This is a genomic window from Flavobacteriales bacterium, from assembly GCA_016124845.1.
Taxonomy (GTDB): domain Bacteria; phylum Bacteroidota; class Bacteroidia; order UBA10329; family UBA10329; genus UBA10329.
In genome coordinates this window covers 102,052-127,914 of the sequence record WGMW01000008.1, presented here as the reverse complement: position 1 = coordinate 127,914, position 25,863 = coordinate 102,052, and the positions used below count along the sequence as shown (strand labels likewise).

Genomic DNA, 25,863 nt, shown 5'->3' with positions numbered 1-25,863 from the left:
CTGCTTTCTATTTTTGAAGACACTTAAAACTCACCGCTATGCCTAAGGTTCTGATCATTGATGACGAGAGAAGTATCCGCAATGCCATTCGAGAAATTCTTGAATACGAGAAGTTTGAGGTAGATGAGGCCGAAGACGGTCTTTCGGGTGTGGTGAAAGTGAAAGGCGGCAAGTTTGATGTAATCCTTTGCGACATCAAAATGCCGAAGATGGATGGTGGTGAAGTGCTGGATCGAATTCTGCTGTTGGCGCCAGATACGCCAGTGGTGATGATCTCAGGTCACGGAGATATTGAAACAGCAGTTGACCTGCTGAAGAAAGGAGCTTACGATTACATTCCCAAGCCATTGGATCTGAATCGTTTACTGGTTTCTGTGCGCAATGCGTTGGACAGAACTGAGATCGTGGCCGAGACGAAGAAGCTTCGCAAGAAGGTGAGCAAAAGCTACGAGATGATCGGTGAGTCGGAAGGCATCGCCAAAGTGAAGGATATGATCGAGAAGGTAGCGCCAACGGATGCGCGCGTTCTTATTACAGGCCCGAATGGAACAGGGAAAGAGTTGGTAGCTCGTGCCTTGCATGAGAAAAGCGGTCGTTCGGATGGGCCGTTGGTGGAGGTGAACTGTGCGGCCATTCCATCTGAGTTGATCGAAAGTGAACTATTCGGCCATGAGAAGGGAGCATTCACATCAGCCATCAAACAGAAGAAAGGAAACTTCGAAACAGCTACAGGTGGAACGCTCTTCTTGGATGAGATCGGTGATATGAGTCTTTCAGCGCAAGCTAAAGTGCTGCGTGCGTTGCAGGAGAACAAGATCACCAGAGTGGGAGGAGAGAAGGAAATTCAGGTAGATGTTCGTGTGGTTGCAGCCACCAACAAGGACCTGAAAAAAGAGATCGAGGCTGGGAATTTTCGCGAAGACCTGTACCACCGTTTGGGTGTGATTCTGATTCAGGTTCCTGCATTGAACGACCGCAGGAATGATATTCCATTGCTCGTTGACCATTTTCTTGGCGTGATCTGCGATGAGCAGGGCGTTGCAAAAAAGCGCATTCAAGCAGATGCGTTAAAAGAACTTCAAGACTACGATTGGACAGGAAACATCCGTGAACTGCGCAACGTGGTTGAGCGGCTCATTATCCTTTCAGGGAAAGAGATCATGAAGAATGATGTGGAGCAATTCGTAAAGTGGTAATTCCGCTTTTCCGATCAGAAAAGTCGCCACGTTTTTATGGTCTCATCGCTACTTACCCGAAGCAATTTCACGCCTTCCACCTGTGGTTTGGTCAACGTGAACAGCCCATTGTTGCCAACATTTGCAATGGCCTCATTGCCTATTATTCTACCCGAAAGATCGAACCAATCAGCCCGTGCATTATGCAAAACGACCGTTGATCGGAAAGAGATCCGGTCATTCACCTGTCGGGTAATTCCAATGGTCGGTTCTACAATTCCTGTGATCTGAACTTGGATTTCGTTCGAAAGTGTTGGGCAATTTCCCAAATTGGTGGTGCCAACCTGATACGTGCCAGATTGAGCGTAGGAGTAGGTCTGCTGGTCTGCATTCGGGATGGCAGTTCCATTCAAATACCATTGGTAATTGGTTTGGCTGTCGCTCGAAAGTGTGCCGCTGTTTTCCGTAATAATTGGGGCATCATTGGCGCAATCGAGCAGGTTTGTTCCGAGGTCAGAATTCGTATTCAGTTCCGTCAGAAAATCATCATACGCAGGGCAATTGTCCATGAGGAAATAATCGAGCCACGGACCGACCAGACCATAGCTCAATTGCTGTTGTTGCTCTCTGGTAAGCGTCCCAATGTTCGTCTCGCCCGTGGCGCAGAAAATATTGTAGTTGGCATAAAAGCAATGGCAGCCTTCGGTCAATCGCGCATAATATTTACATGACGAGGCCAGTCCGTTGTAGATGAGCAGCGCGTGATCCGCTTCGGGCGTAACCTGATCTTGATTGCCGTGAAGAATGAGTGCTGGCACGCTCACATTCGCTCCTGCGCTGGCTGCTGAAGGCGTGGTTTCGGCAGGTGCCAATCCCACAATGCAATCGATGTTGGTATTGTTGGCTGCCGCAAGAATGGTGGCTCCACCGCCCATGCTATGGCCCATGATGGCCGTCCGTGGTTTCACTTTTCCGTAGAAAGCCGAATTGGAGTTTGTGTTCGCGGCCTGCATCTGTTCCGCCACGAAAGCGAGATCCATTCCAAAATCCCCATGGCTCACCGTGAAAAGACCGCCTTCGGTTGTTGGGAGCACAAAGATGTATCCTTTCGGAACAAATTCTTCCCACCAGTTCTGATAGGCGGAAACAGCCATGGAAAACCCGTGTCCGACCACCACCAACGGAAATTCACCTGCCGCAACCGCCACGTTGTCGCCAGAAGCAGTTCCTGGATAATAAACCTCGCACGCAATGGCGCGGTTGCTTCGCGAAGGATCATTGTAAGTGATGGATTGATGTCCGATCGGTAGATTCTGCGCCATCGGAACAAAACAGGCGAGAACCAGCAGGGAAGCAAAAACGAGTTTCATTTAGCCTAAACTTTACGGTGATTTAAAACAATTAAATCGACATTTGTTCGCATGAAAAATATCCTTTTTCTCGCAGTATTTCTATCCACTTTTGTTGGAAAGGCACAGGAGATAGATCGTTTTGCCTTCGGTTCGTGCAGCTTTCAGTTCACCAAACAGAACATCTGGAAAAGCGTGGTGTCAAAGAAACCGCAGCTTTGGGTGTGGCTCGGTGACATTGTCTATGGAGACATTGGCAATTCAGGAAAGAGTTTGGCTGAGCGATATGCCATGATGCAGGCCAACCCGAATTACAATCTGCTTAAAGAAGCGTGTCCGACCATTGGAACGTGGGATGATCATGATTTCGGGGCAAATAATATTGGTAAGGATTTTCCTCAGAAAGAGGAGAGCAGAAAAATTTTTCTGGATTTTTTCGGAGCGAAAGAGGATGACCCCCGTTGGAAGCGACAAGGGATCTACAACAGTTTCGAATACAGTTCAGGTGAACGAAAAGTGAAGTTCATTCTGTTGGACACGCGCTTCAATCGAGAAGACCCTGGACCTGAAACAGATATGTTGGGCGAGGAACAATGGAAGTGGTTGGAAGATGAATTGAAAAACTCCGATGCAAAGATCAATGTCATTGGGTCAAGCATTCAATTTGTGGCCGAAGTTCCTTCATTTGAGAACTGGGCCAAGTTCCCGAAGTCGCATGAACGTATGATCAAACTCATTGGAGAAACTGGAGTGAAAGGCGTGGTTTTCCTTAGCGGTGATGTTCATTTTACGGAAACATCAAAACGCAAATACGATCAGATCAGTTATCCGATCTACGATTTCACTTCAAGCGGTCTGACTCACGGAAATAACGTGATGGGTTTGAACCAGAATCCGTATCGTCTTGGAAAATCCCGCTACGGCCGCCACAATTTCGGTTTCATAGAATTTGATTGGGAAGGTCAGAAACTCACCTTCACCGAATTCAGCCAGCATGGAAAACAGAAGTACCAGCAAGAGGTTCTGTTCTCCGAGATCGGTTGGTAAGACTGTCTTATTTCAAGATAGTTGACACTTGGTCAAACGCTTTGGCCAATCCATTCGCATCGCTTCCACCTGCTGATGCATACGTTGGTTGACCGCCACCGCCACCTTTGATCAACGCGGCCAGCGGTCTGATAAGTTCTCCTGCTTTCCAACCTTTCGAGTCCACGAGATCTTGGCTGATCACCAAGTGAAGTCCTGGTTTTCCGTTTGAAATAACACCAAGAAGCGCAACCAGACCATTTTCCTTTTTCAGGTCGAAGCATAGGTTTTTGATTGCGGAAGAATCATCCAGATCGATCTTCTCAGCGATCAATCTGAAATCACCTTTATCCACCGCTTTAGCAAGAAGTTCATCTTTCAGTCCAGCTGCAGCCTGCGCATTCAGGCTTTCTATCTTTTGCTGGAGTTCTTTTAACTGTGTTTGAAGTTGCTGAACTCCCTTCAACGCGTCCTTTGATTTCAGCAGATTCTTCAATTCATTAACCTGTTCGTAAGCTGAGTTCAATTCCTCAAACGCTCTTTGTCCTGTTACCGCTTCAATTCTTCGGATTCCCGCAGCAACAGAACCTTCGGAAACGATTTTCAGAAGACCGATATCGCCCGTTGCTTTCACGTGGGTTCCACCACACAGCTCCACAGAGAAATCCTTATCGAATGTAATGACACGGACCAGGTCGCCATACTTCTCCCCGAAAAGCGCCATTGCGCCCATTTCCTTTGCTGAATTGATGGGCACATTCCGTTTTTCATCCAACGAAATGTTCTCACGGATCTTGGCGTTGATCTTCGTTTCAATCGCTGCCAGTTCATCCTCAGAAACTTTACTGAAATGCGAGAAGTCGAAACGTAAGTGGTCGGCATTCACCAACGAACCTTTCTGTTCAACGTGGTCACCCAACACTTCGCGGAGCACAGCATGCAGCAGGTGAGTGGCCGAATGATTGAGGGCAGTCGCTTTTCGTTTTGACGCATTTACAACTGCTTTAAAAGTTGCTTTCGGATCGGTCGGAAGCTTCTCGCAGAAATGAACGATAAGATCGTTTTCTTTCTTCGTGTCGAAGATGAAGGTCTTTTCTCCATTCGCTTCGATGAAACCAGTATCGCCTACCTGACCACCACTTTCTGCATAAAATGGCGTGATATTGAATACGAGTTGGTAGAACTCCTTGCCTTTGGCAGAAACCTTTCGGTAGCGTGTAATGAAGACCTCGGTTTCCAGAAGATCATACCCCACAAATTCCTCGCGGTCATCCTGACGCAGAACCGTCCAATCGGAGCTTTCGGTGGCTGTTGCCGCACGCGAACGCTCTTTCTGCTCGTTCAAACCAGCTTCAAACCCTTGAAGATCGACCGAAAGGCCTTTTTCGCGTGCCATGAGTTCGGTAAGATCGATCGGAAAGCCGAACGTATCGTAGAGTTCGAAGGCGAAAGCACCATCAATGGTTTTACTTTTCAGTCCCGAAACGTAATTGTTGAATCGGTCGATACCTTTCTCCAACGTTCGCAGAAAGGAGGTTTCTTCTTCTTGGATAACGCGTGTTACAAGTTCCTGCTGCTTCTTCAGCTCAGGGAATGCATCGCCCATTTGATCGGCCAAAGTTCCGACCAATTGGTGCATGAACCCTTCTTTGAAACCGAGAAAGCTGTAACCGTAGCGGATGGCTCTACGCAAAATGCGTTTGATGACGTAACCTGCACCAGAATTTCCAGGGATCTGCCCATCACAAATGGCAAACGAAACCGCACGAATGTGATCGGAAATGACACGGATGGCAATATCTGTTTGGCTATTGGAGGAAGTGTATTTCACACCGCTCAATTCCGAAACTTTCGAGATCATCGGTCCGAAAACATCGGTGTCATAGTTCGATGTTTTTCCTTGAAGCGCCATGCAGAGGCGTTCAAATCCCATTCCTGTGTCCACGTGTTTGGCGGGAAGGCTTTCCAGCGAGCCATCAGCCTTTCGGTTGAACTGAATGAAAACCAGGTTCCAGATCTCTACAACCTGCGGATGATCGGCATTCACCAATTCTCTTCCAGGTTTTGCGTTTCGTTCTTCGGCTGAGCGCAGATCCACATGGATTTCGGAGCATGGACCGCACGGACCTTGGTCGCCCATTTCCCAGAAATTGTCCTTTTTGCTGGCGCGAAGAATTCTATCAGCAGGAAGGAACTGCTTCCAAAGGTCTTCCGCTTCGGTGTCTGCTTCCAGATTGTCCGATGCATCGCCTTCAAAAACGGTGGCGTACAGCCGCTCTGGATCAAGACCGTAAACATCCACCAAAAGCTCCCAGGCCCATTCTATTGCTTCCTTCTTGAAGTAATCTCCGAAACTCCAGTTGCCGAGCATTTCGAACATGGTGTGGTGATAGGTGTCCACGCCCACTTCCTCCAGATCGTTGTGCTTGCCCGACACGCGCAGACACTTTTGTGTATCGGCCACGCGCACATCTTTCGCAGTTCTGTTTCCGAGGAAAATATCCTTGAACTGGTTCATGCCCGCATTGGTGAACATCAGCGTTGGGTCGTCCTTCACAACCATGGGCGCAGACGGCACAATTCGGTGCTGTTTTGCTTCGAAAAAGTCGAGGAATTTCTGGCGGATCTCGTTGCTGGTCATGCGTGGTTTGATCTATGTTTCAGGTTCTTGCCCTTAAGTTCTTGTAAGATAGTGCGTTGAGCAATTTTCTTAAATTCGCACGGCTTGCGTGCAGAAAACGCGGCCAAAATTAAGGATCGGAAGGGAATGTCTAAGGTCAAATTCCAGTTTGATAAACGTACACTCACGTACCGAAAGGTAGAGGTGGGAACGAAGCAGATCCTGCTTCGCGTGCTGGGTTATGTGGCCGGTGCTTCCGTGTTTGCCTTCATCGTTATCGTTCTCTTCACTACTTTTTTTGACAGTCCGAAAGAGAAGCAGCTGAAGCGTGAGATCGCACAGTTGGAGTTGCAGTACAAATTGCTCAATAACCGCATGGCGCGAGTCGATCAAGTGCTGGCGGAATTGCAGGAAAAGGACGATGACATTTACCGCGTGATCTTCGAAGCGGAGCCGATTCCGCATTCGGTCCGTGAGGCTGGTTTCGGTGGCGTCAACCGCTATAAGGAACTGGAGCAGTTGGCCAATTCGGATATTGTGATAGCGACAACCGAGCGGTTGGACGGACTCACCAAGAAATTGGTCGTGCAGTCGCGTTCATTCGATGAGGTGATCGCCTTGGCGAAGAACAAGGAGGCGATGCTGGCGAGTATTCCTGCCATTCAGCCTGTTTCCAACGAGAAGTTGACGCGTGTGGCATCTGGTTTCAACTGGCGGATTCATCCCATATATAAGGTGCGCCATTTCCATACAGGAATTGATTTTACCGCTCCGCGCGGAACGGAGATCTATGCGACAGGCGATGGCGTTGTGGAAGACGTAATTTCCAAAGGCCGCGGCTACGGAAATCATATCATCATCGACCATGGTTTCGGTTATGAAACGCTTTATGGTCACATGAGCAAGTTCAAGGTGCGCAAGGGCGAGAAGGTGAAGCGTGGCGATGTTATCGGCTATGTAGGAAGTACGGGGACGAGCACGGCTCCGCACTTGCATTACGAGGTGATCAAGAACGGGGAGAAGATCAATCCGATGAATTTCTTCTTCAACGATCTAAGCCCTGAAGAGTACGAGAAGGTCATCGAACTTTCGTCCAAAGCCAACCAATCTTTCGACTGATACGGTTATGCCTTACAAGGAACGGCCCATAACCAAATTGTACTATTCCATTGGCGAAGTGGCCAAGATGTTCGATGTGAATGCATCGCTCATCCGTTTTTGGGAGAAAGAGTTCGATATTCTCAAACCCAAGAAGAACAAGAAGGGAAACCGCCTGTTCACGCAGAAAGATGTGGACAACCTGAAGGTGATCTATCATTTGGTGAAAGAGCGCGGTTTTACGCTTGATGGCGCCAAAAAGAAGCTTCGCGAGAATAAAGGTGACACGATTCAGAACGAAGAGATTGTGGAGCGATTGAAAGAGATACGCAGCTTTTTGATTGAGCTTCGCGACAATCTTTGATCACACTTGTGGCAGATCGGCCTTCTCGCGTACAATTTCTCCAAAGTCCTTTCCTTTTGATTTCGCCTCGGCCCACGAAATGAAATCGAAGTATTCGAACGCGCTGCTTTCCAGCGGATCATCTTGCAGATCCTTCATCTGTTCAAGGAAAACCTCGTACTGTTCATTTTCCGAAACGCGGTCGGGCGATTTCAACAGTCGTCCGATCAGGTCCAAGAACGATGATTCGAATTTAAAATAGCGGTTACGCGTGTTCAGGTAACGCTGGGCAGAACGCAATGCATAAGGTAGCAGATTCTTGTTGTTCAACTCAATGTGAATGAGCAGATTGAGCAACTGTCCGAAACAGTAGATGTCCAAACTCTTGCTGATGTCGATGTCATTCAGCAGTCGGTTTGTCCACTTCAGCGCATCGTTGTACTTCTTGGCACCAAAGTAAATGATGGCAATATTGAAGTAGAAGAACGCTTTCCGAACGCTGTTCAACTTGTTCTCGTAGAGCATCAGTCCGTTCTCGATCTGCGGGATCAGATCCAGCCCCTTTTCAAATTCGCCTGTTAGGAAGTAAATGGTCAACTCAATGCTGTTGGCGCTGGAAAAGAGTTTGATCTCCAGATCCTCATTGTTCTTAATTTCCATCGTTTCAGGCAATTCGCGCAGCTTCTTCAGATAGAAGAAAACGGCCTCAAAGTCTTTCAGCTGGCTGGCCACGTAAACGATATTGGTCAGAATAGAGAAATAGATATTCGGTTCCTCTTGGAATTTGTCCAAGTTGGCCTCAATGTGATCCACATTCGCTTTCAGATACTTGAACGAATTGGCGTAATCACCCACTCCAAAATAGTATGCACTATAAATATGATTGTAGAGGTATTCTGATTGGTAGAAGATGTGTTCGGGCTCACGGTTCAGAAGCGTATCATCAATAATTGATTTCAATTTTTCCAAACCTTCAGTGGTTCTGGCCTTGCCACGTTTGTTCAGAATATTGAACAGACGGCTCTTGATTCCCCAGAAATCGTTGTAAACCTCAATCAGTTTGGTGATGCGGGTATTCTCTTCCATCATCGCCTCCAGCTCCTCATCGCCCACGTGCTCGTAATTGTCCTTTTCAATTAGGAGCTTTTCCCACATGAAGATCTCAAGTAGCGAGGTGTGTTTATCATATTTATAGGCGAGCGTCTTCGCGCTGTCCAATAGTTTCTGACTTTGCTGATACAAACTCTTCTTATAGAGGATCTCTGCGCAATGCAATGTGCGTTTCAGCTGCGCATCGATAGAACTGTTAGAATGGTAAGCATCCAGCGCGCGCAGGATCACATCATAAAGACGTGTTTTGGCAATGGGCAGCGACCGAACCAAGGTCGGGTTCTTCAAAACCTTCTTCACCTGGTCTTCATCATACTCATCAAACCTGTCAATGGCATCGAAGAGAAGTTGGTGATTGTTCTTGTCGCCAGCCTGCTTAGAGGTGTAAACTTTAAAGTACCGCTTTTCAGCTTTGCTGAGCGACTTTATCAGTTGAAAAACCTTATCTGAAGATGTCTTAGACATGTAATTTAAATTAATGAATTTGTAGCTCGAAAATTGCTTAGAGGCGTAATTAATAACGCACCGACCATTTCTTTCGATGGTGCCTCCATGCAAGTTCTTTTGTGTAGAACGCCCTGAGTTGAGTATAAAAAGATGCTTTCATCGCTCAATTGTTTTATCTAACTTTAAGTTAACGTCTATTTCTGAGGTTTTAGACGTGTAATTAAAGAGTTTGGGGAGTGTCTTTTAGAGCTTTGATGTGTAATAAAAGGCCGAATTGTTGAAATGCCTTAGAAATGTAATGGAATTGTTAAGGATTATTCGAGGTAACGAATTGATAATGAATAGTATACAATTATGAAAAACGGGATTACAGTCGTTTTGAGGTGTATAGAATGGCCACTTACGTGGTTTGACCAGCCTCCAGAGCCTACCTAACTTTAGCTCAGCGAATGAGAAAAACAAGAAGTTGAACCATTTAAAACAATTGTCATGAACAAGATTTACAAAGACTCAGACGGAGAACGGGCGGTAAGCAGATTGCTGAAGATCTCAGCCGTTGTCATCATGGTAATGGTGTGGATTCTCATTGATAAGGGAAACATCTACGGACAGAATGCCGCCAAGGTCAGTTCCGTGTCCAAGACACTTCATCCGCAAACTATTCAGTCTCCACAGTTTAAAGGTGGCGATGGTGGTGATGGCGGTGATGGTGGAGAAGGCAGCGGAGGAGAAGGTGGTGGCGTTCCACCGAGTGATGATGGAGGTTTCGTCATCAAACCGAATCCCGTGCAGACCGATCTGGTATTCGATTTTGAATTTACGGTGAGAACTGCCATTCCTGTGCAGATCTACGATCCGCTCGGAAGATTGGTGGATCAGCAAGTGTTCCAACCAGGTCTCAATTCACAGAAACTCGATTTCTCCAAATATCAGACAGGCATGTACCTGGTGCGTCTCGACCTTGGAAACAGGGTGGAGGTGAGAAGGGTCATCAAGAAATAAATTATTGCGTACACCTCGTTCTTTGACATACTGATAAGAAGAATAGACTGTAATCCCGTTTCTTCTAACTCAGAGATACTTGCCAGGTAACAGATAGTTGCCAACATAATCGGCAATGCCGTCTTCCAAACTTCGGAAGGGGCGGTTGTAACCGATGGTCCGTAGTTTGGTCATGTTGGCTTCCGTAAAATACTGGTACTTGTCTCTGATGTCCTCAGGCGTATCGATGAAACCGATGTTCTCCTCCTTGCCCATGGCCTTGAATGTGGCTTTGGTCAGGTCGAGAAAAGTTCTGGCCTCACCTGTACCAAGGTTGTAGATGCCCGAATGGTTTCTCGTTTCCATGAGATAGATGCAAACAGAAACTACGTCCTTCACATAAATGAAGTCGCGTAGTTGCTCACCATCCCGATAATCGGGGTTGTGAGAACGGAAGAGTTTCATGCCGCCCGTACGACCGATCTGGTTGAAGGCGTGGAAGACAACAGATGCCATTCTTCCTTTATGATATTCGTTGGGGCCGTAAACGTTGAAAAATTTCAGCCCTGCCCAGAAGTGTGGTTTGGTTCTCTGGTCAACGGCCCAACGATCGAATTCGTTCTTCGACTCTCCGTAAGGGTTCAGGGGCTTGAGGTTTTGTATCACGGAATGATTGTCCTCAAATCCCAGTTCGCCCAAGCCGTAGGTCGCTGCAGACGAAGCATATATCAGAGGAAGGCCGAATTCGACACACAGATCCCAGACCTGCTTTGAGTAATTGACATTCCACTTTTCGAAGATCCGGTGGTCGAATTCGGTGGTATCGGTTCGTGCTCCCAAATGGAAGATGATCTGAATGAACCGATGGTTCTCTTCGATCCAATCGAAGAATTCAGTTCTATCGACCTTGGCACTCAGTTCTTTGCCTGCAAGGTTCTTGTTCTTGGCCTCATTGCTGAAATCATCTACAGCAACAAGGTCAGTATAGCCAGCATCGCGAAGGCCTGCCAAAAGACAACTTCCGATAAAACCCGCGGCACCCGTTACAACGATCATCAATTGAAGATGTAAAGCGTGTTGCCGTCAAAGTTGGTGTTGTATTGCTGAAGGCCGATAACGGCTTTGCCTTCAATGGGACCTCCATCTATGATGAGGAACTTTGAATGGCAGCAATCGGTGTCTACAATGGTCACATCCGAGTTGTCAACGCTAACTTGGCAATTGTCTTGGATCTGCCATGTGCAATGGCGGTCGTAAGCACGGAACTCATCTGGAGAATAACGGTAAACGATAATTCCACGTGAACCACCGTTGATGTAGACCCAGCCTCCAACCGCAAGCAGTTTGGAAAATTCTGGGTTGGAAACCGTCAATTGGTAATTAACAGGCACATACGGAATGCCGCTTCGGTTGTTTTTCTGGCATGAGAAAAGACCTGCCGAAAGCATGATGAAAACCAATGTGATCTGTTTGATCGGTCGCATGCTGCAAAGGTAATTGGTTAAAACCACCTTCGGCAGGGTTTATTGTATTCAATTATCTTGGCGGCCTTTGCCGATTCTGCGAGAGCGGCTTTGTGTCAACTCAGATACATTCAGATATTACACGAAATTCATTTTTGCCGACCATGAAAATTCTTGTTCGACTTGCCGTCATCATCTTCTTATCAGTACTTACCAATGCAGCTTTTGCTCAATCCGCTGCCACCAAGGCACAGAAAGAGACAGAAAAGAAACAGGACGCCTTGAAAAAGGAAGAGAAGGAAGCGCACGAGAAGGCGGTGAAGCGGCATTGGAACGGTCAGGACAAGGAAACGCGCAAGCGGATGAAGGAAACGAAAAAGAAATCTAAACGACTGAACAGACCCAAAAAATGGTCGGTGAAAAAGAGAAAGGAATAATACGTGAGTGTGGTGTTTGAAACTTCAATTGCCAGCATGCCAAAAACCTCAGAAATGAGTTTGATTAACACGCTTTAACAATTGTTTAACAAATTTTGACACACGAATTGATCTTTGCTACTTTAGCCGCGCTTTTTGCGGAGCGTAACTGAAATGTAAAAGGAATGACAAAAAGACTTCTACTACTTAGCGTACTCGTAGTCAGTGCATTTACCATCGTTCGGGCCCAGGTAGGTACCGGAGGTATTGAAGGAATTGTGCAGGACGAAAAGAATAATTCTATTCCGTTCGCCAATGTGGTATTGATGGAAGCCGGAGAACAGGTTGCCGGCACTTCTGCGGATATTGATGGAAAGTACAAGATTAAGGCGGTGAAACCTGGGAACAACTACACTTTGATTGTCTCAGCGGTTGGATACGCTTCTCACGAAGAACGTGGTATTTCTATTACTGGTGCAGGCCAAACTTTCTTGAATATTTCCATGACAACTGGAGTTCAATTAGATCAGGTGGTGGTCAGTGAGTACAAAGATCCGTTGATTAAAAAAGATGCAGGGTCATCTGTGACGATCAGTGGAGAAACAATCACGAAAATGGCCAATCGTGGTTATGTTGCGGCAGTTACCACAGCAGCGGCTGTGCAGGACAATGACGGTCAGGTGGGTAGTATCAAAGGTTCGCGCGATGGTGCAACCAACACCTATATAGATGGGGTTAAGGTTCGTGGCAATGTTAATCTGCCTCAGGCAGCTTACGAACAGGTAAGTGTGGTAACTGGTGGTATTCCGGCTCAGTACGGTGATGCAACGGGTGGCGTGATTTCCATTACGACCAAAGGTGCTTCGCGTGTTACCTATGGTGGTATTGAAGCGTTGAGTTCCATTGGAGCAAAGTATGACAACAAGAACCACTACTTGTTCGACCCTCAAGGGTATCATCTGATTGCCGCAAACATTTCCGGACCGCTTATAAGTATCAAGGACAAGACAGATCCAGAAGGTAAGAAGAAGAAACCAATTATGGGGTATTTCTTGGCCACGGAGATCAATTACCAGAAGGATCCACGTCCATCGGCTATTGGTTCGTACTACGTGAAGGATGACGTCTTGAAGGATCTTCGAACAGATCCGATCGTTCAGTCGGCACAGGGAGCCTCATTACTTCGTTCAGAGTTGATCCGCAAGAGTGATCTCCAATGGACTGCTCAGCGCAAGAACGTGGCACGAAGAAGTGTCGTAGCATCCGGTAATTTGGACTTTTACCTGCCTGGAAACGTAACGTTGAAGGTCGGTGGTAACCTTGATTTCAACGATTACATGAACTACAGCTACTCTGGTTCCATGTTCAATTCTGACAACAATGGACAGGTGATCAACCAGACATGGAGGGTGTATGGTCGTTTTACACAGCGGTTCACTCCCAAGCCAAACGCAGACGGAGAGGTCAAGAAGACGGGGATCACTAACGCTTATTACAGCATTCAGGCTGACTACTCAAGTGTTCGTCAGAAGACTCAGGATGCCGACCATAAAGCCAATCTTTTCCGTTATGGATATGTAGGTAAGTTCACTACATACAAAGAAGATGCTTATAGTTTCGGTGTGGATAATACAACAGGTCTGCCCGGATTCATCCAAGGTCCGGACCGTGATACCATGGTGACTTTCCAAGCAACGGACATTAATCCATATCTCTCTGCTTATACTGCTCAGTATTATGCGCAGAATCCTGAAAAGACAGGAAAGTATGAGAACCTGACTCAGATTTTGCAAGACCGAGGTGCCATCAGGAATGGTGACTTTCCACGACAGGTTTATAACATTTGGGACAATACTGGTACGCAGTTCAATAGTTACAGTATTCTTGATCAAACGCAGTTCCGGGTTATGGGAACAGGGTCGTTCGATATTAAAAACCATTCTATTATGCTTGGATTCGAATATGAACAACGTTCGGATTCGTATATTGGATACGCACCATACTCCATGTGGACGCTTGCAAGGCAGTATGTAAACAACCACTTCCAAGATGTTCTGGATCTTAATAACCCGATTGTTCATTTTGATTCCAATGGCAATTACACAGATACGATTTCGTACAACCATTTGGTTGTAACCGATCCTGACCATCCCGAGCATAATACTGGGCAGTACTACGTTGATTATAACATCCGAAAGGCTTTGGGATTGGACCCGAAAGGAACAGATTGGATCGATATCGACTCTTATGACCCTGATTTCTTCAAGGTGAATTGGTTCAGCGCAAGCGAACTCCTAAACAACGGCAACAGTCTTGTGTCATATTACGGTTATGACTATACAGGTAAGAAGATCAAGTCGAAGCCAACGTTCGATGATTTCTTCAACGAGAAGGACGAATACGGAAACTTTACCCGTAGGGTGGCGGCATTCAACCCGATCTACATGGCTGGGTATATTCAGGATGAGTTCACATTCAAGGATCTTATCTTCCGTGTTGGTGTTCGTGTGGATAGGTATGACGCGAACCAAAAGGTTCTCAAAGACCCATATCTGCTTTATGAAGCGTACACGGCTGGACAGGTCACTACCATGAATGGCGAGGCGGTTACACATCCAAGTAATATCGCCAGTGACGCGGTCGTTTATGTAAATGACATCAAGAATCCTACAGCGATTGTCGGCTATCGTGAAGGCGCGGTCTGGTACAACGCGCAGGGGGTTGAGATCACAGATCCATCAACATTGCGTGCTGGAACCGGTATTGCCCCGTATCTGGTGGATCCAAATCAGGAAACCATTTCATCCGGGGCATTTAAAGATTACCAACCGCAGGTGAATGTGATGCCGCGTATCTCGTTCTCATTCCCAATTTCTGACAACTCACTTTTCTATGCGAACTATGACGTGCTGACCCAACGACCTTTGACCGGAAACCGACTAAATTTGATTGATTACCTCTACCTGAAGAACAGGACCGGTACGACTCCGATCAACAACCCTGATCTGAAACCTTCGATGACCATTGAATATTCTGTAGGTTTCAAGCAGCAGATTGGGAAAAACTCAGCCATTCAGTTGAATGGATTCTACCGTGAGATGCGAAATCAGATCGCTACGATCCGTATTTCGGAGGCTTATCCGAAAACATACCTGACGTACGGAAATATTGATTTTGGAACGGTGAAGGGATTGACTGTATCATACGACCTCAGAAGAACCAAGAATATTAGATTGACATTAGCCTATACCTTGCAATTCGCAGATGGTACGGGGTCAAACGTGAACACAGGCATCAATCTGGTCAACTCTGGTTTTCCTAACCTCAGGGTCATTCAACCGTTGGATTTCGATCAAAGGCATAATATAGTATTGAACTTTGACTATCGTTTCTTCATGGGAGATAAGTATACTGGACCAAAGTCGATAACCAAGAATGGCAAAACAATTAACTGGTTACAGGGATTTGGAGTTAACGCGGTTATCAGAGCCGGTTCAGGTAATCCGTATTCACGTCAGTCCAATACGACTGCAGCGGTTTTGGGTGGATCCACTCCATTCCTCGCTGGGTCTGTGAACGGTTCCAACAAACCTTGGCAGTTCAGGATAGACATGCGTGTTGATAAGGACATAACTATCAACTGGACAAAAGGCAAAGTAGGTAAGAAGGCAAAAAGTTCTAATCTCAACGTGTATGTTGACTTCCAGAACCTGCTCAACACCAAGAACATACTTTCGGTTTATCGTAAGACCGGTAACCCAGAGGATGACGGATACTTGGCAGCAGCTGAGTTCCAGTCTTCCATAGCAGCTCAAACCAACGAACAATCATTCCGTGACCTGTACGCAGTGGCAGTCAATAATCCAGGCAATTATTCGCTTCCGCGAAGAGTGCGTTTAGGATTCATATTAAACTTCTGATTCGGATAAAAAAATTATGGTCATGTTAACACAAGTAAGAATTTTATTGGCAGCGGTACTGGTCGTGGGATCGACCAGCATGACGTTTGCTGAAAAGACAAAGGGACTGGAGAATTCCAGTAACAAGACCTCCGGTTCGGAGGGAGTTGCCGCTGAATGTGCGCCACCTGCATCATCAATAACACTGGACCTGAATAACGTCAAGTGTATGATACACACAGGAGGAGACATGTGGTGGGACCTTATTGGTAATGCCCGCTACGAGGTTCCCAAAGGCGGAGGCGTTCACTCACTTTACGCAGGTTCACTTTGGATGGGTGGAGTTGACGTAAACGGTCAGTTGAAAGTGGCCGCCATGCGTTTCCGTCAGGACGGATTCGATTTTTGGCCAGGCCCGCTGAACACGCTAACTGCCGATGTGGATCCAGCGACATGTGCCAAATACGATAAGTTCTTCCAGATCACCAGATCTGAGGTTGATGCATTTGTCGCATGGTATCTGTGTACCAATGACCCGAATTGCGATGCTACTGATTATGCAGGGTACATCATTCCGCAATCTATCCTTGATTGGCCAGCACATGGAGATCTCAGCTTGGGGCAGGATTACAACTTGGCACCATATTACGATGCCGATGGAAGCGGTAATTACAACCCGGAAGATGGAGGTGACTATCCGTACTACGATCTGAATCCGACCAATTTCAACTGTCTTATCGACCCGCAAGTGAAGCTATTCGGTGATGAAACGCTTTGGTGGGTGTTCAATGATAAGGGTAACATTCATACCGAGACAGGTGCAAATCCTATCGGCATGGAGATCCGAGGTCAGGCGTTTGCTTTTGCAACAAATGATGAGATCAATGACATGACCTTTTACAACTATGAGCTGATCAACCGCGGTTCTTTTACGTTGACCAATACCTATTTTGCGCAGTGGGTGGATCCTGACCTTGGCTTCGCTCAGGATGATTATGTGGGATGCGATGTGCAGCGTGGTCTTGGCTACTGTTACAATGGTTATGCCGTTGATGGTACCGGTGGCCCACAGCAGTACGGTGCTAACCCACCTGCGGTTGGTGTGGATTTCTTTCAAGGACCTTATCAGGACCGTGATGGTTTGGATAACCCGCTGTACAACAATTGCGAAGTGAATCAGGCCATCAGTGAAGGCGGAATCGTTTATGGCGGAATTGGTGTAGGTTATGGCGATGGTTATGTAGATAACGAACGCTATGGTATGAGACGGTTTATCTACCATAATAATTCAGGACAGGGCAACCCGGCTCAGCAAGATCCACGGACTGCTGCTGACCATTATAATTACATGCGTGGTATCTGGAAAGACGGAGCTCCGATGTGTTATGGAATGACTGGTCACCCCTCCGGTGGTTGTGATGTAGGGGTATTGGCAGGTTATATGTTCCCTGGCGATTCAGATCCATGTGGTTGGGGAACCGGAGGTGCGCCTCAACCTATTTGGACCGAGCAGACCGCAGGCAATGTTCCCTATGACAGACGTTTTATGCAATCGGCAGGTCCGTTTACTTTGGAACCTGGTGCCTCAAATAATATTACCGTAGGCGTTGTTTGGGCACGTGCCTCCAATGCAAGCGACCCCTTCCAATCGGTAGAAAAGTTACGTGTAGTAGACGATAAGGCACAGTCGCTTTTTGACAACTGTTTTGTGCTTATAGATGGTCCTGATGCACCTGAGTTAGGAATTGTAGAGCTTGACCGTGAATTGGTGCTTACCCTCACTAATCCTGCAGCTTCCAATAATGCCAACGAGGACTATGCCCAGGTCGATCCGTTCATTCCACCAGTTTGGGCGGATTCGGGATTGAACGTTTACCACTTCGAAGGATATCAGATCTTCCAATTGAAGGATGCAAGCGTTTCCTCTTCTGAGTTGACAAATCCAGATGTTGCGAGGTTGGTCGCACAATGCGATATTGAAAACTACGAGTCACAATTGAATGGTGCGCCAATTGCGCAGCTGGTGAATTTCACATTCTCAGATGAGCTGAATGCAAGTATTCCTGTTGAAATGGTGAATGGGGCAAATGCAGGGATTCAACATTCGTTTAATATCACACAAGACCAGTTTGCAACGGGAGACCGTCAGCTGATCAATCACAAGAAGTACTACTACATGGCCGTGGCTTATTCTTACAATAACTATAAGCCTTACGATCAGAACAATCCGCTTCAGATCGATGGACAGAAAAAACCATACTTGGCGGGTAGAAAGAATGCGTATGGTAGTGCCATTGAGGCTGCAGTTGGTATTCCACACAAGACAGAGCCAGAGGAAAATGGTATGGTACTTTCTGCACAGTATGGCGATGGACCAAGGCTAACCCGTGTCGAAGGACAAGGAAATGGAGGACGAGACGTGTCTCTCATTAGAGAAAGCGTACTTGACATTGTCGAGAGTTCTGAAGGTCGAGTTCAGCAGATAACCTATGAGTCCGGACAGGGGCCGGTTGACATCAAGGTCATCGATCCGAAGAATCTGCCTAATGCAGACTTTGTGTTCAAGATGCTTGATACGACCGGAACAGATGACTTGTCGGATGCTTATTGGTCTTTGGAATGTGTAGGAGATGATTGTCCGCAAATTGGAAATTCGACCATTGTCTATGCGGACAAACCTGTCGGCATGTCCAATGGAAATGAGCAATTGATTCCAGAATGGGGACTTTCTGTGTTCCTTGAGCAGAGTATCGATCCCGGAAATGAAGATGCAGGAAATGGACTGATTGCCGGTAGAATATCTTATTCGGGAACCAATTTCTGGCTCACAGGAATTTCGGATGTGGATGGAACAAGCCCGCTGAACTGGATTCGAAGCGGAAGTGTTTCTGGAACCGATTACCTGGGAGACAAGAATCAGGTATATGAGAAAGTCCTCAACGGTACTTGGGCACCTTGGAAATTGGCCAGTCACGCTGATAGTGTCATGTCGCCAACTTGGAGCAAATTCAAGTCGTTGAACAAGTTGGAGAACTTGGCAAGTGTTGATATAGAGATCACGTCAGATAAATCTAAGTGGACGCGCTGCCCGGTATTGGAGATCGGAGACGACTTTGTTCCGACAATTGGTGATGCCAAGCGTTTCAATCTGCGTATGAGCCCATCGGTAGACAAGGATGGAAAACCTGATGGTTCGGGCACCAAGGGTATGGGATGGTTCCCAGGATTTGCGATCAATGTGGAAACTGGAGAACGCTTGAACATGGCCTTCAGTGAAGACTCATGGCTTCAGCAGAACAATGGGGCAGACATGCTTTGGAATCCAACAGATCAATTGTTCGATGGGAACTTCGATCCCGATCTGGCCAATCCGTTCGTGAATCCGATCTTCGGTGGAGGACATTACATCTATGTTTTCGGACATAATGGAGACAGCCCTACTGATGATGTCCCGGCATACGATGAAGGAGCATACATTTTCGGAAAACTGTCCGAGAATGACTACAATCCTGGCGACCCAGCAAAACGAAGGGTGTTCAAAGATGCCATGTGGGTTGGCATGCCGCTGTTGGCTCAGAATTCAACATTGTTTGAGAATGTGGTGAACATAGAGATAAGGGTTACGAAGCCTTATCGTCAGAATTTCTCTCCCGGGTGGTCTGTGGCGCAACCAGAGAATGACAATTTGCCGATGTATACATTCTCCACCGCAGATTTTGCTACGGTTGTGGACGATAACCCAACTGCGAAAAGTGCGCTGGATCTTATTCGTGCAGTTCCGAACCCGTATTATGCTCACTCAGATTACGAGCAGTCACAATTGCAGAACATTGTCAAGATCGTGAATCTGCCTAAAACGTGTACGGTAAGCATTTATACGGTAAACGGAATACTTGTGCGTCAGTTCAAGAAAGATTCTCCTATCACTTCGCTTGATTGGGACTTGAACAACCATAAGCGTATTCCAGTTGCGAGCGGTGTCTACCTGATTCACATCGATGCCCCTGGCATAGGCGAGAAGGTTATCCGTTGGTTCGGTTCTATCAGACAATTGGACCTCAACGCATTCTAAAAATTGTCATTGATCCTATTGAAGAAAAGAGATATGAGAAGAGTTTTAAGACCAAGTTTCATCGCCCTGCTTTCAGGATTGGTTTCCTTGCATGTTTTTGCAGGGAATGCTGACCGTGCTGGTCAGGCAGGTGCGACCGAGCTGCTTATAAACCCTTGGGCGAGGAGTTCAGGTTTCGCGAGTGCAAACACCGCTGCTGTTAGAGGGCTGGAAGCACAATACCTTAACGTGGCAGGTATGGCGTTTACCACCAAGACGGAGGTGCTTTTCAGCAATACCCAATGGTTGGTCGGTTCCGGAACGATGATCAATGCGTTCGGTCTTTCTCAAAAGGTCGGAGACGCTGGCGTGCTTGGTATCGGGATCATGAACATGAGCTTTGGTCAGATCGATATCACAACCACCGATCTTCCTGATGGTGGTGCCGGTACCTTTTCTCCCAACTATTTGAACATCGGTGTTTCGTATGCCAAGAACTTCTCAAATAGTATCAATGGAGGTATTACTGTTCGAATCATCAACGAGAACATCGCAAACCTTCATGCATCAGGTGTTGCCTTTGATGCAGGTGTTTCTTACACCACAACCCTTGGTAATCGCGACAAGGAAAAGAACAAAGACAATCTTCAGTTCGGTATCTCACTCAAGAATGTTGGTCCGCCAATGAAGTATAGCGGTGATGGACATTCGCTTCGTGGGAGTCTTCCAGGAAGCGATAATACGATGACGCTGGAATATCGTGCTGCAAAGTATGAGATGCCATCTTCGTTGAACATTGGCGTTACCTATCATTGGAGAGATAGCAAGTTGATGAACCGAGTGACGGGCGCTGCCAATTTTACTTCGAACAGCTTTTCTAAAGACCAAGTAAGTGTTGGTCTGGAGTATTCATTTAAGGAGATTTTCATGCTCCGTGGCGGGTATGTAGCGCAGTTCGGTCGTGGAGGAAAGGATATTGCAGCCTCTGCTTTGGTCGGCCCAACAGCTGGTGCAACGGTAGAGGTTGGTATTGGAAAGAAAGGAACGGAAAAGAAAACCAAACTCGGTATCGATTATTCATACCGCCTTACCAATCCATTCTCTGGTGTTCATTCCATTGGCATCAGACTCGCACTCTAAGTAAAATTTCATACCTTCGAACAAAGGATCCCGAAGCATTCGGGATTCTTTTGTTTTATATACAGCTATTAAAAACGCGGTCATGAGTACATATTTGACACAAGAGGGGCTTGACAAATTGAAAAAGGAGCTGGATCACCTGAAAAGAGTGGAGCGTCCAGCCATTTCGCAACAGATAGCCGAAGCACGGGATAAAGGTGACCTATCGGAGAATGCAGAATATGATGCAGCCAAGGAAGCACAGGGACTTTTGGAATTGAAGATCTCCAAGATGGAAGCGACATTAGGTGACGCGGTTGTCATTGATGAATCGAAATTGGATACGGATAAGGTTCTGATACTGAGCAAAGTAAAACTGAAGAACGTGGCCAACGGAATGGAATTGGAATACACGATCGTACCAGAGAATGAGGCCGATCTGAAGGCCAAGAAGATCTCGGTCGAATCGCCAATCGGTAAAGGGCTGTTGGGCAAGAAGAAGGATGAAGTGGCTGAGATTCAGATTCCAAACGGAATGGTAAAATTCGAGATTCTGGAGATCAGTAGATAATGGACAGCATCTTCACGCGCATCATCAATGGTGAGATTCCCTGCTACAAAGTGGCCGAATCGGAAACCTGCTTTGCGTTTCTCGATATCAATCCGCTTGCAAAAGGACACACGTTGGTTGTTCCGAAAAAGGAAGTGGATTACCTGTTTGATGTAGAAGATGAACTCTATTTGGAGTTGATGGCATTTGCGAAGAAAGTTGCATTGGCCATTGAGTCTGTTGTTCCGTGCGAACGAATGGGAGTGACCGTCATAGGTCTCGAAGTTCCGCATGCGCACGTGCATCTCATTCCCATCAACGCCTTGAATGACATGAATTTCGCGAAGCCGAAACTTCAACTGTCGCAAGAGGAATTCTCAGAATTGGCCTCCAAGATCGCAGCAGCCATTAACTAACCCTTTCTCTCTGGGTTTTCCTTCAGAAAGGCCGCCCAACCCGAATAACTTTTTGAACTGGAAGAACGCCCTTTCGAATTGAAATGGTGGCAGATTGCTGCTGCCAGCCCGTCCGTAGCATCCAGTGGAAAGTCGTCCATTTTGGTGTTGAGCAGGGTCTGAAGCATGCCGCTTACCTGCTCCTTGCTGGCATTTCCGTTGCCCGTTATCGATTGCTTTATCTTTCGTGGAGAATACTCAGAAATGGGAATGTTGAGTGACAATGCTGCAGCGATAGCAACTCCTTGCGCCCGCCCAAGTTTCAGCATCGACTGAACATTCTTTCCGAAGAATGGAGCTTCGATGGCCATTTCGTCTGGTTTGTATTCTCGGATGATCTCCACCGTTCGGTCAAAGATTTTTTTCAAGCGGGTCGGATGATCTTGGAACTTGTCGAGTTTGATGACGCCCATGCTCAGCACTTTCATTTCATTGCCCTGAATATGAACGAGACCATAGCCCATCACGACTGTTCCAGGGTCGATTCCCAATATGACCTTATCCGTTTTCATGCTTTTCGCGTCAGCTCCGAAAGAATGATGGACGTGGCCACAGCCGCATTTAATGATTCCACGCGCTGATGATCTTCCCTATTCGGAATCGTGATCAGTTGGTTGCACTTTTCCATGAGCTCTTTTCGGATTCCGTGTGATTCACTTCCTATGAGAAGCGCAGTTTTGTCCATTTTCCCAACCTCGTAAATGGAATTTCCATTCATGGCCGCTCCGAGAATCTCAAATCCGTTCTGTTGGGCTTCGGTCATCGCATGTTCAAGATCGGTGTAGACAACTTCAACGTGAAAGAGTGCACCCATCGTACTCTGTACGACTTTTCGGTCCCAGACATCCGCGCAATCTTCCGAACAAACAATGGTGTTTACACCGAACCACCGCGCGGTGCGAATGGTGGTTCCCAAGTTTCCAGGGTCGCGAATACTGTCCAACATCACCATCAATGGTTGCTCCCAGTTCATTGGTTTTGAAGGTGGAATTTCGGCCACAGCCAAAACCTTGTTCGGAGACTTCAATCCAGAAATGCGTTCCAGTTCCTTTGCAGAAATGGAAATGACGTGGTGGTCATTCTCCGAATAAACATCAGGTTCAGTCGTATAGATCGCGTCAACTTCAAATTCGGAAGCCAGCAGTTCGGCAACGGTTTTCACGCCCTCAACCACAAATCGGTTGGTCTCTTTCCTGAATTTTTTCTGCTGTAAAGCCCGAATTTGCTTGATTTCAGATGCAGAGAGTGCCAAGGGCTGGTGTGATGTTTGCGGTTCGTAAAGAAGCTATCCTAACTTTGCCTAAAGGTCAGAAATTCAAAATAATATTGACCATCAAGAGCCAATTACAGTATTTATTTCTGGCCATCGCTGTCATGGCAGCCTCCTGTTCGCCTACCCGAAAGTTGGCCGATGGCGAGTATCTCTTGGTGAAGAATGTCATTCACAACGACAGTAAGTCCGTGGATAAAAGCGATCTGGAAGGGTTTCTGCGCCAGAAGCCTAACAGAAAGATCTTCCGTTTTTACCGCTTCCACTTGCAGGTTTACAACCTCGTGAATCAGAAGAAGTTGAATGAACGCGTGGCCATCCTCGAAGAGAAGAACGAAAAGCGGAACGAGAGGCGCAGGAAAAAGGGAAAGGAACCGAAAGACAGACGCAGGTCTTTTTGGGAATGGCTGGAAGAAGTAGGCGAGGAGCCTGTGATCTATGACCATCTTTCGGTTGTGAAATCTTCCGAGCAGTTGGAGATCTTTCTTCGTGGAAAAGGTCATTTCCGAGCGCAGGTAACGGACACGACCATCTTCAACGATAAGCGGAAAATGGCCAAAGTGTATTACACGATCAAAAGTGGCCCAGTTTACAAGCTGCGCGACATCAAATACAACATCACGGATCCAAGATTGGCGCGACTTTCCCGTCCGACCCGTGGCCGCGAACGCGTGCTACGTTCGGGAATGACCTATGATGTGGACAAGTTTCAGGAAGAGCGGGATCGGATTGAGCGGAATCTCAAGAGCAACGGTTACTACGCGTTCTCGGATGAATACGTGCGTTTCAGGGTCGATTCTGCCGTAGGCGATCATCAGGTGGATGTGGAGTTGGATATTGCCGATCCGGTGGTTTCAGACACAACGAGGGAGAAGACGAAAGGACACCATACGTACACCATCCGCGATATTTATGTGAATACGGATTTTGATCAGAAACTTTCGCGCAGCATCGATTATGACACGCTCATTTACAATGGTGTGCATTTCATTTACAGGGGAAAATTCAAGCATCGCCCCGAAATGCTGTTGGACAAGATCTTCTTTAAAACAGGTGACCTGTATCGCGTGAAGCGGGGAGAACTGACCTACAGCTATCTTTCAAGTCTGCGTGCCTTCAAATTCATCAATATTCTCTACACCGATGATATTGAGGATGATGGCAGCCATGTGCTGGACGTTCATATTAATCTGACGCCAAGCTTGCGACAGGGTTATTCCATCTCGTTGCAAGGAACCAACACGGAAGGAAATCTCGGTGTTTCTGGTTCATTTATTTACAGTAACAAGAATGTGTTCCGTGGAGCGGAGATCCTGCAGTTCAAACTATCGGGAGGTTTGGAAACGCAGGTGGTGGGAAGTAATATCCAGACCAACAACATCAATCGTGTGCTTCCTTTCAACACCATCGAGGTGAAACCTGAGATCAGCCTTATTTTTCCAAAGATGCTGGTGCCGTTCAAGCCCACGCGTATTATCCGATATGGCGATCCAAAATCGCTGATTTCCGTAGGTTACAACTTCCAGCAGCGACCTGACTACACCCGTTCCATCTTCAACGCCAAGTTCGGTTACCAATGGCGGCAGAATCAGTTCGCCAATCACACATTGAACCCCATTGAGGTCAACTTTGTGAAGATCTCGAATGAGGCGGACGCATTCGTCACACGATTGCATAGCCTCAAGGATAAGCTGCTGCTCAATACGTTCAGTTCTCACCTTACCACAACCACCAATTACACGTATACGTTCTCCAATCAGCAGGTGAACAAGAAGGGCAACTTCAGCTATTTCAGACTGAAACTGGAGAGTTCGGGAAACATATTGCGAGGTGCATTTGCGGCCGTTCAGGCAAAAACCGACACGAATAACAGCTACCGAATTTTCAACGTGCCGTTTGCGCAGTATCTCAAGTATGAGGTCGATTACCGTAAATATTGGCAGGTGAGCAATTTCAGTCAGATGGTTTTCAGGGTCGATCAAGGGTTGGGACTTCCATTACAGAACCTCGGAGCGTTACCTTTTGAAAGCGCCTTCTTTGGTGGTGGTGCCAACGGCATCCGTGCTTGGTCTGCCCGTTCGCTCGGTCCAGGTGCGCTACCCGATTCGTTGAACCTTCAGGATCAGTTCGGAGACATCAAGCTCGAATTGAACTTGGAATATCGTTTTGATATTTACCGTTGGTTCAAAGGTGCTCTCTTTGCCGATGCGGGCAACGTTTGGCTCATCAAGAAGGACGAGGACCGTCCTGGCGGTCTCTTTCAATTCAAGGATTTTTACAAGGAATTGGCGCTTGGCGCGGGTGTCGGTCTGCGCTTGGACTTCAGCTTCTTCATCATCCGTTTGGATGCGGCCACCCCGTTCCATGATCCTGGCCGCCCTGTGAACGACCGTTGGGCCATCAAGTACTTCAAATGGTCGGATGTGAACCTGAATCTGGGTATCGGTTATCCGTTCTGATGGCATCCGTTCGTGGGCTATAGAAATTCTTA

19 protein-coding genes are annotated in these 25,863 nt (G+C 47.0%); 12 read left to right on the top strand and 7 right to left on the bottom strand.

What is annotated here, in order from left to right:
- Window positions 1–38 precede the first annotated feature (38 nt).
- Entirely contained in the window at window positions 39–1,196 is a 1,158-nt protein-coding gene (locus tag GC178_03680) for a response regulator (protein MBI1286658.1), read from the top strand.
- Window positions 1,197–1,210: 14 nt separating this feature from the next.
- On the opposite strand, the gene GC178_03675 is transcribed toward GC178_03680, so the two are convergent.
- Window positions 1,211–2,545 carry a hypothetical protein gene (locus tag GC178_03675; GenBank protein MBI1286657.1) on the bottom strand — a complete coding sequence of 445 codons (1,335 nt, stop codon included), beginning with the start codon at window positions 2,543–2,545 and terminating at the stop codon, window positions 1,211–1,213.
- A gap of 51 nt (window positions 2,546–2,596) precedes the next feature.
- Here GC178_03675 and GC178_03670 point away from each other — a divergent pair, with 51 nt between their 5' ends.
- Entirely contained in the window at window positions 2,597–3,571 is a 975-nt protein-coding gene (locus GC178_03670) for an alkaline phosphatase family protein (protein ID MBI1286656.1), read from the top strand.
- Window positions 3,572–3,578: 7 nt separating this feature from the next.
- On the opposite strand, the gene alaS is transcribed toward GC178_03670, so the two are convergent.
- A complete protein-coding gene (gene alaS, locus GC178_03665) occupies window positions 3,579–6,191 on the bottom strand; it encodes an alanine--tRNA ligase (protein ID MBI1286655.1) in 2,613 nt (870 codons plus the stop codon).
- Between the two features lie 126 nt (window positions 6,192–6,317).
- On the opposite strand from alaS, the gene GC178_03660 reads away from it, so the two are divergent.
- Window positions 6,318–7,289 (top strand): peptidoglycan DD-metalloendopeptidase family protein, encoded by a 972-nt coding sequence (locus tag GC178_03660; protein ID MBI1286654.1) that lies wholly within the window; start codon window positions 6,318–6,320, stop codon window positions 7,287–7,289.
- Between the two features lie 7 nt (window positions 7,290–7,296).
- Window positions 7,297–7,632: a MerR family transcriptional regulator gene (locus GC178_03655; protein MBI1286653.1), complete on the top strand. Its 336-nt coding sequence runs from the start codon at window positions 7,297–7,299 to the stop codon at window positions 7,630–7,632.
- Here the strand turns inward: GC178_03655 and GC178_03650 are convergent, their stop codons facing one another.
- Window positions 7,633–9,186 carry a hypothetical protein gene (locus GC178_03650; protein ID MBI1286652.1) on the bottom strand — a complete coding sequence of 518 codons (1,554 nt, stop codon included), beginning with the start codon at window positions 9,184–9,186 and terminating at the stop codon, window positions 7,633–7,635.
- Window positions 9,187–9,657: 471 nt separating this feature from the next.
- Here GC178_03650 and GC178_03645 point away from each other — a divergent pair, with 471 nt between their 5' ends.
- The gene (locus GC178_03645) at window positions 9,658–10,170 is read left to right on the top strand and encodes a T9SS type A sorting domain-containing protein (GenBank protein ID MBI1286651.1); all 513 of its coding nucleotides are present in this window, start codon (window positions 9,658–9,660) and stop codon (window positions 10,168–10,170) included.
- Between the two features lie 69 nt (window positions 10,171–10,239).
- Here GC178_03645 and rfaD read toward each other — a convergent pair whose 3' ends face one another.
- Together rfaD and GC178_03635 are read right to left on the bottom strand one after the other, a co-directional pair.
- Window positions 10,240–11,205 (bottom strand): ADP-glyceromanno-heptose 6-epimerase, encoded by a 966-nt coding sequence (gene rfaD, locus GC178_03640; protein ID MBI1286650.1) that lies wholly within the window; start codon window positions 11,203–11,205, stop codon window positions 10,240–10,242.
- Window positions 11,205–11,633, bottom strand: a complete 429-nt coding sequence (locus tag GC178_03635) for a hypothetical protein (protein MBI1286649.1) — start codon at window positions 11,631–11,633, stop codon at window positions 11,205–11,207. Before GC178_03635 ends, rfaD begins: the two co-directional genes overlap by 1 nt.
- Window positions 11,634–11,776: 143 nt before the next feature.
- On the opposite strand from GC178_03635, the gene GC178_03630 reads away from it, so the two are divergent.
- The 6 genes from GC178_03630 (at window position 11,777) to GC178_03605 (ending at window position 22,063) form a co-directional block, all read left to right on the top strand.
- Window positions 11,777–12,049 (top strand): hypothetical protein, encoded by a 273-nt coding sequence (locus tag GC178_03630; protein MBI1286648.1) that lies wholly within the window; start codon window positions 11,777–11,779, stop codon window positions 12,047–12,049.
- 164 nt (window positions 12,050–12,213) lie between these two features.
- Window positions 12,214–15,948, top strand: a complete 3,735-nt coding sequence (locus tag GC178_03625; GenBank protein MBI1286647.1) for a TonB-dependent receptor plug domain-containing protein — start codon at window positions 12,214–12,216, stop codon at window positions 15,946–15,948.
- Window positions 15,949–15,970: 22 nt separating this feature from the next.
- Complete coding sequence (locus GC178_03620; GenBank protein ID MBI1286646.1) at window positions 15,971–19,999, top strand: T9SS C-terminal target domain-containing protein; 4,029 nt, start codon at window positions 15,971–15,973, stop codon at window positions 19,997–19,999.
- Between the two features lie 33 nt (window positions 20,000–20,032).
- The gene (locus GC178_03615; protein MBI1286645.1) at window positions 20,033–21,118 is read left to right on the top strand and encodes a PorV/PorQ family protein; all 1,086 of its coding nucleotides are present in this window, start codon (window positions 20,033–20,035) and stop codon (window positions 21,116–21,118) included.
- A gap of 82 nt (window positions 21,119–21,200) precedes the next feature.
- A complete protein-coding gene (greA, locus tag GC178_03610; protein ID MBI1286644.1) occupies window positions 21,201–21,668 on the top strand; it encodes a transcription elongation factor GreA in 468 nt (155 codons plus the stop codon).
- Entirely contained in the window at window positions 21,668–22,063 is a 396-nt protein-coding gene (locus tag GC178_03605; GenBank protein ID MBI1286643.1) for an HIT domain-containing protein, read from the top strand. The genes greA and GC178_03605 overlap by 1 nt, the downstream gene beginning before the upstream one ends.
- Here the strand turns inward: GC178_03605 and ruvC are convergent.
- Window positions 22,060–22,614, bottom strand: a complete 555-nt coding sequence (gene ruvC, locus GC178_03600) for a crossover junction endodeoxyribonuclease RuvC (protein MBI1286642.1) — start codon at window positions 22,612–22,614, stop codon at window positions 22,060–22,062. The two genes, GC178_03605 and ruvC, sit on opposite strands and share 4 nt — an antisense overlap.
- On the bottom strand, window positions 22,611–23,354 hold the full coding sequence (locus tag GC178_03595) for an RNA methyltransferase (protein ID MBI1286641.1): 744 nt from the start codon (window positions 23,352–23,354) through the stop codon (window positions 22,611–22,613). Before GC178_03595 ends, ruvC begins: the two co-directional genes overlap by 4 nt.
- Here GC178_03595 and GC178_03590 point away from each other — a divergent pair.
- A complete protein-coding gene (locus GC178_03590; GenBank protein ID MBI1286640.1) occupies window positions 23,339–25,831 on the top strand; it encodes a BamA/TamA family outer membrane protein in 2,493 nt (830 codons plus the stop codon). The genes GC178_03595 and GC178_03590 overlap by 16 nt on opposite strands.
- The last annotated feature ends 32 nt before the right edge of the window (window positions 25,832–25,863 follow it).

Bases quoted from the DNA above. Each gene is read 5' to 3' on its own strand.
- GC178_03680 (MBI1286658.1), top strand. From the start codon at position 39: ATGCCTAAGGTTCTGATCATTGATGACGAGAGAAGTATCCGCAATGCC.
- GC178_03675 (MBI1286657.1), bottom strand. From the start codon at position 2,545: ATGAAACTCGTTTTTGCTTCCCTGCTGGTTCTCGCCTGTTTTGTTCCG.
- GC178_03670 (MBI1286656.1), top strand. From the start codon at position 2,597: ATGAAAAATATCCTTTTTCTCGCAGTATTTCTATCCACTTTTGTTGGA.
- alaS (MBI1286655.1), bottom strand. From the start codon at position 6,191: ATGACCAGCAACGAGATCCGCCAGAAATTCCTCGACTTTTTCGAAGCA.
- GC178_03660 (MBI1286654.1), top strand. From the start codon at position 6,318: ATGTCTAAGGTCAAATTCCAGTTTGATAAACGTACACTCACGTACCGA.
- GC178_03655 (MBI1286653.1), top strand. From the start codon at position 7,297: ATGCCTTACAAGGAACGGCCCATAACCAAATTGTACTATTCCATTGGC.
- GC178_03650 (MBI1286652.1), bottom strand. From the start codon at position 9,186: ATGTCTAAGACATCTTCAGATAAGGTTTTTCAACTGATAAAGTCGCTC.
- GC178_03645 (MBI1286651.1), top strand. From the start codon at position 9,658: ATGAACAAGATTTACAAAGACTCAGACGGAGAACGGGCGGTAAGCAGA.
- rfaD (MBI1286650.1), bottom strand. From the start codon at position 11,205: ATGATCGTTGTAACGGGTGCCGCGGGTTTTATCGGAAGTTGTCTTTTG.
- GC178_03635 (MBI1286649.1), bottom strand. From the start codon at position 11,633: ATGCGACCGATCAAACAGATCACATTGGTTTTCATCATGCTTTCGGCA.
- GC178_03630 (MBI1286648.1), top strand. From the start codon at position 11,777: ATGAAAATTCTTGTTCGACTTGCCGTCATCATCTTCTTATCAGTACTT.
- GC178_03625 (MBI1286647.1), top strand. From the start codon at position 12,214: ATGACAAAAAGACTTCTACTACTTAGCGTACTCGTAGTCAGTGCATTT.
- GC178_03620 (MBI1286646.1), top strand. From the start codon at position 15,971: ATGTTAACACAAGTAAGAATTTTATTGGCAGCGGTACTGGTCGTGGGA.
- GC178_03615 (MBI1286645.1), top strand. From the start codon at position 20,033: ATGAGAAGAGTTTTAAGACCAAGTTTCATCGCCCTGCTTTCAGGATTG.
- greA (MBI1286644.1), top strand. From the start codon at position 21,201: ATGAGTACATATTTGACACAAGAGGGGCTTGACAAATTGAAAAAGGAG.
- GC178_03605 (MBI1286643.1), top strand. From the start codon at position 21,668: ATGGACAGCATCTTCACGCGCATCATCAATGGTGAGATTCCCTGCTAC.
- ruvC (MBI1286642.1), bottom strand. From the start codon at position 22,614: ATGAAAACGGATAAGGTCATATTGGGAATCGACCCTGGAACAGTCGTG.
- GC178_03590 (MBI1286640.1), top strand. From the start codon at position 23,339: ATGCAGAGAGTGCCAAGGGCTGGTGTGATGTTTGCGGTTCGTAAAGAA.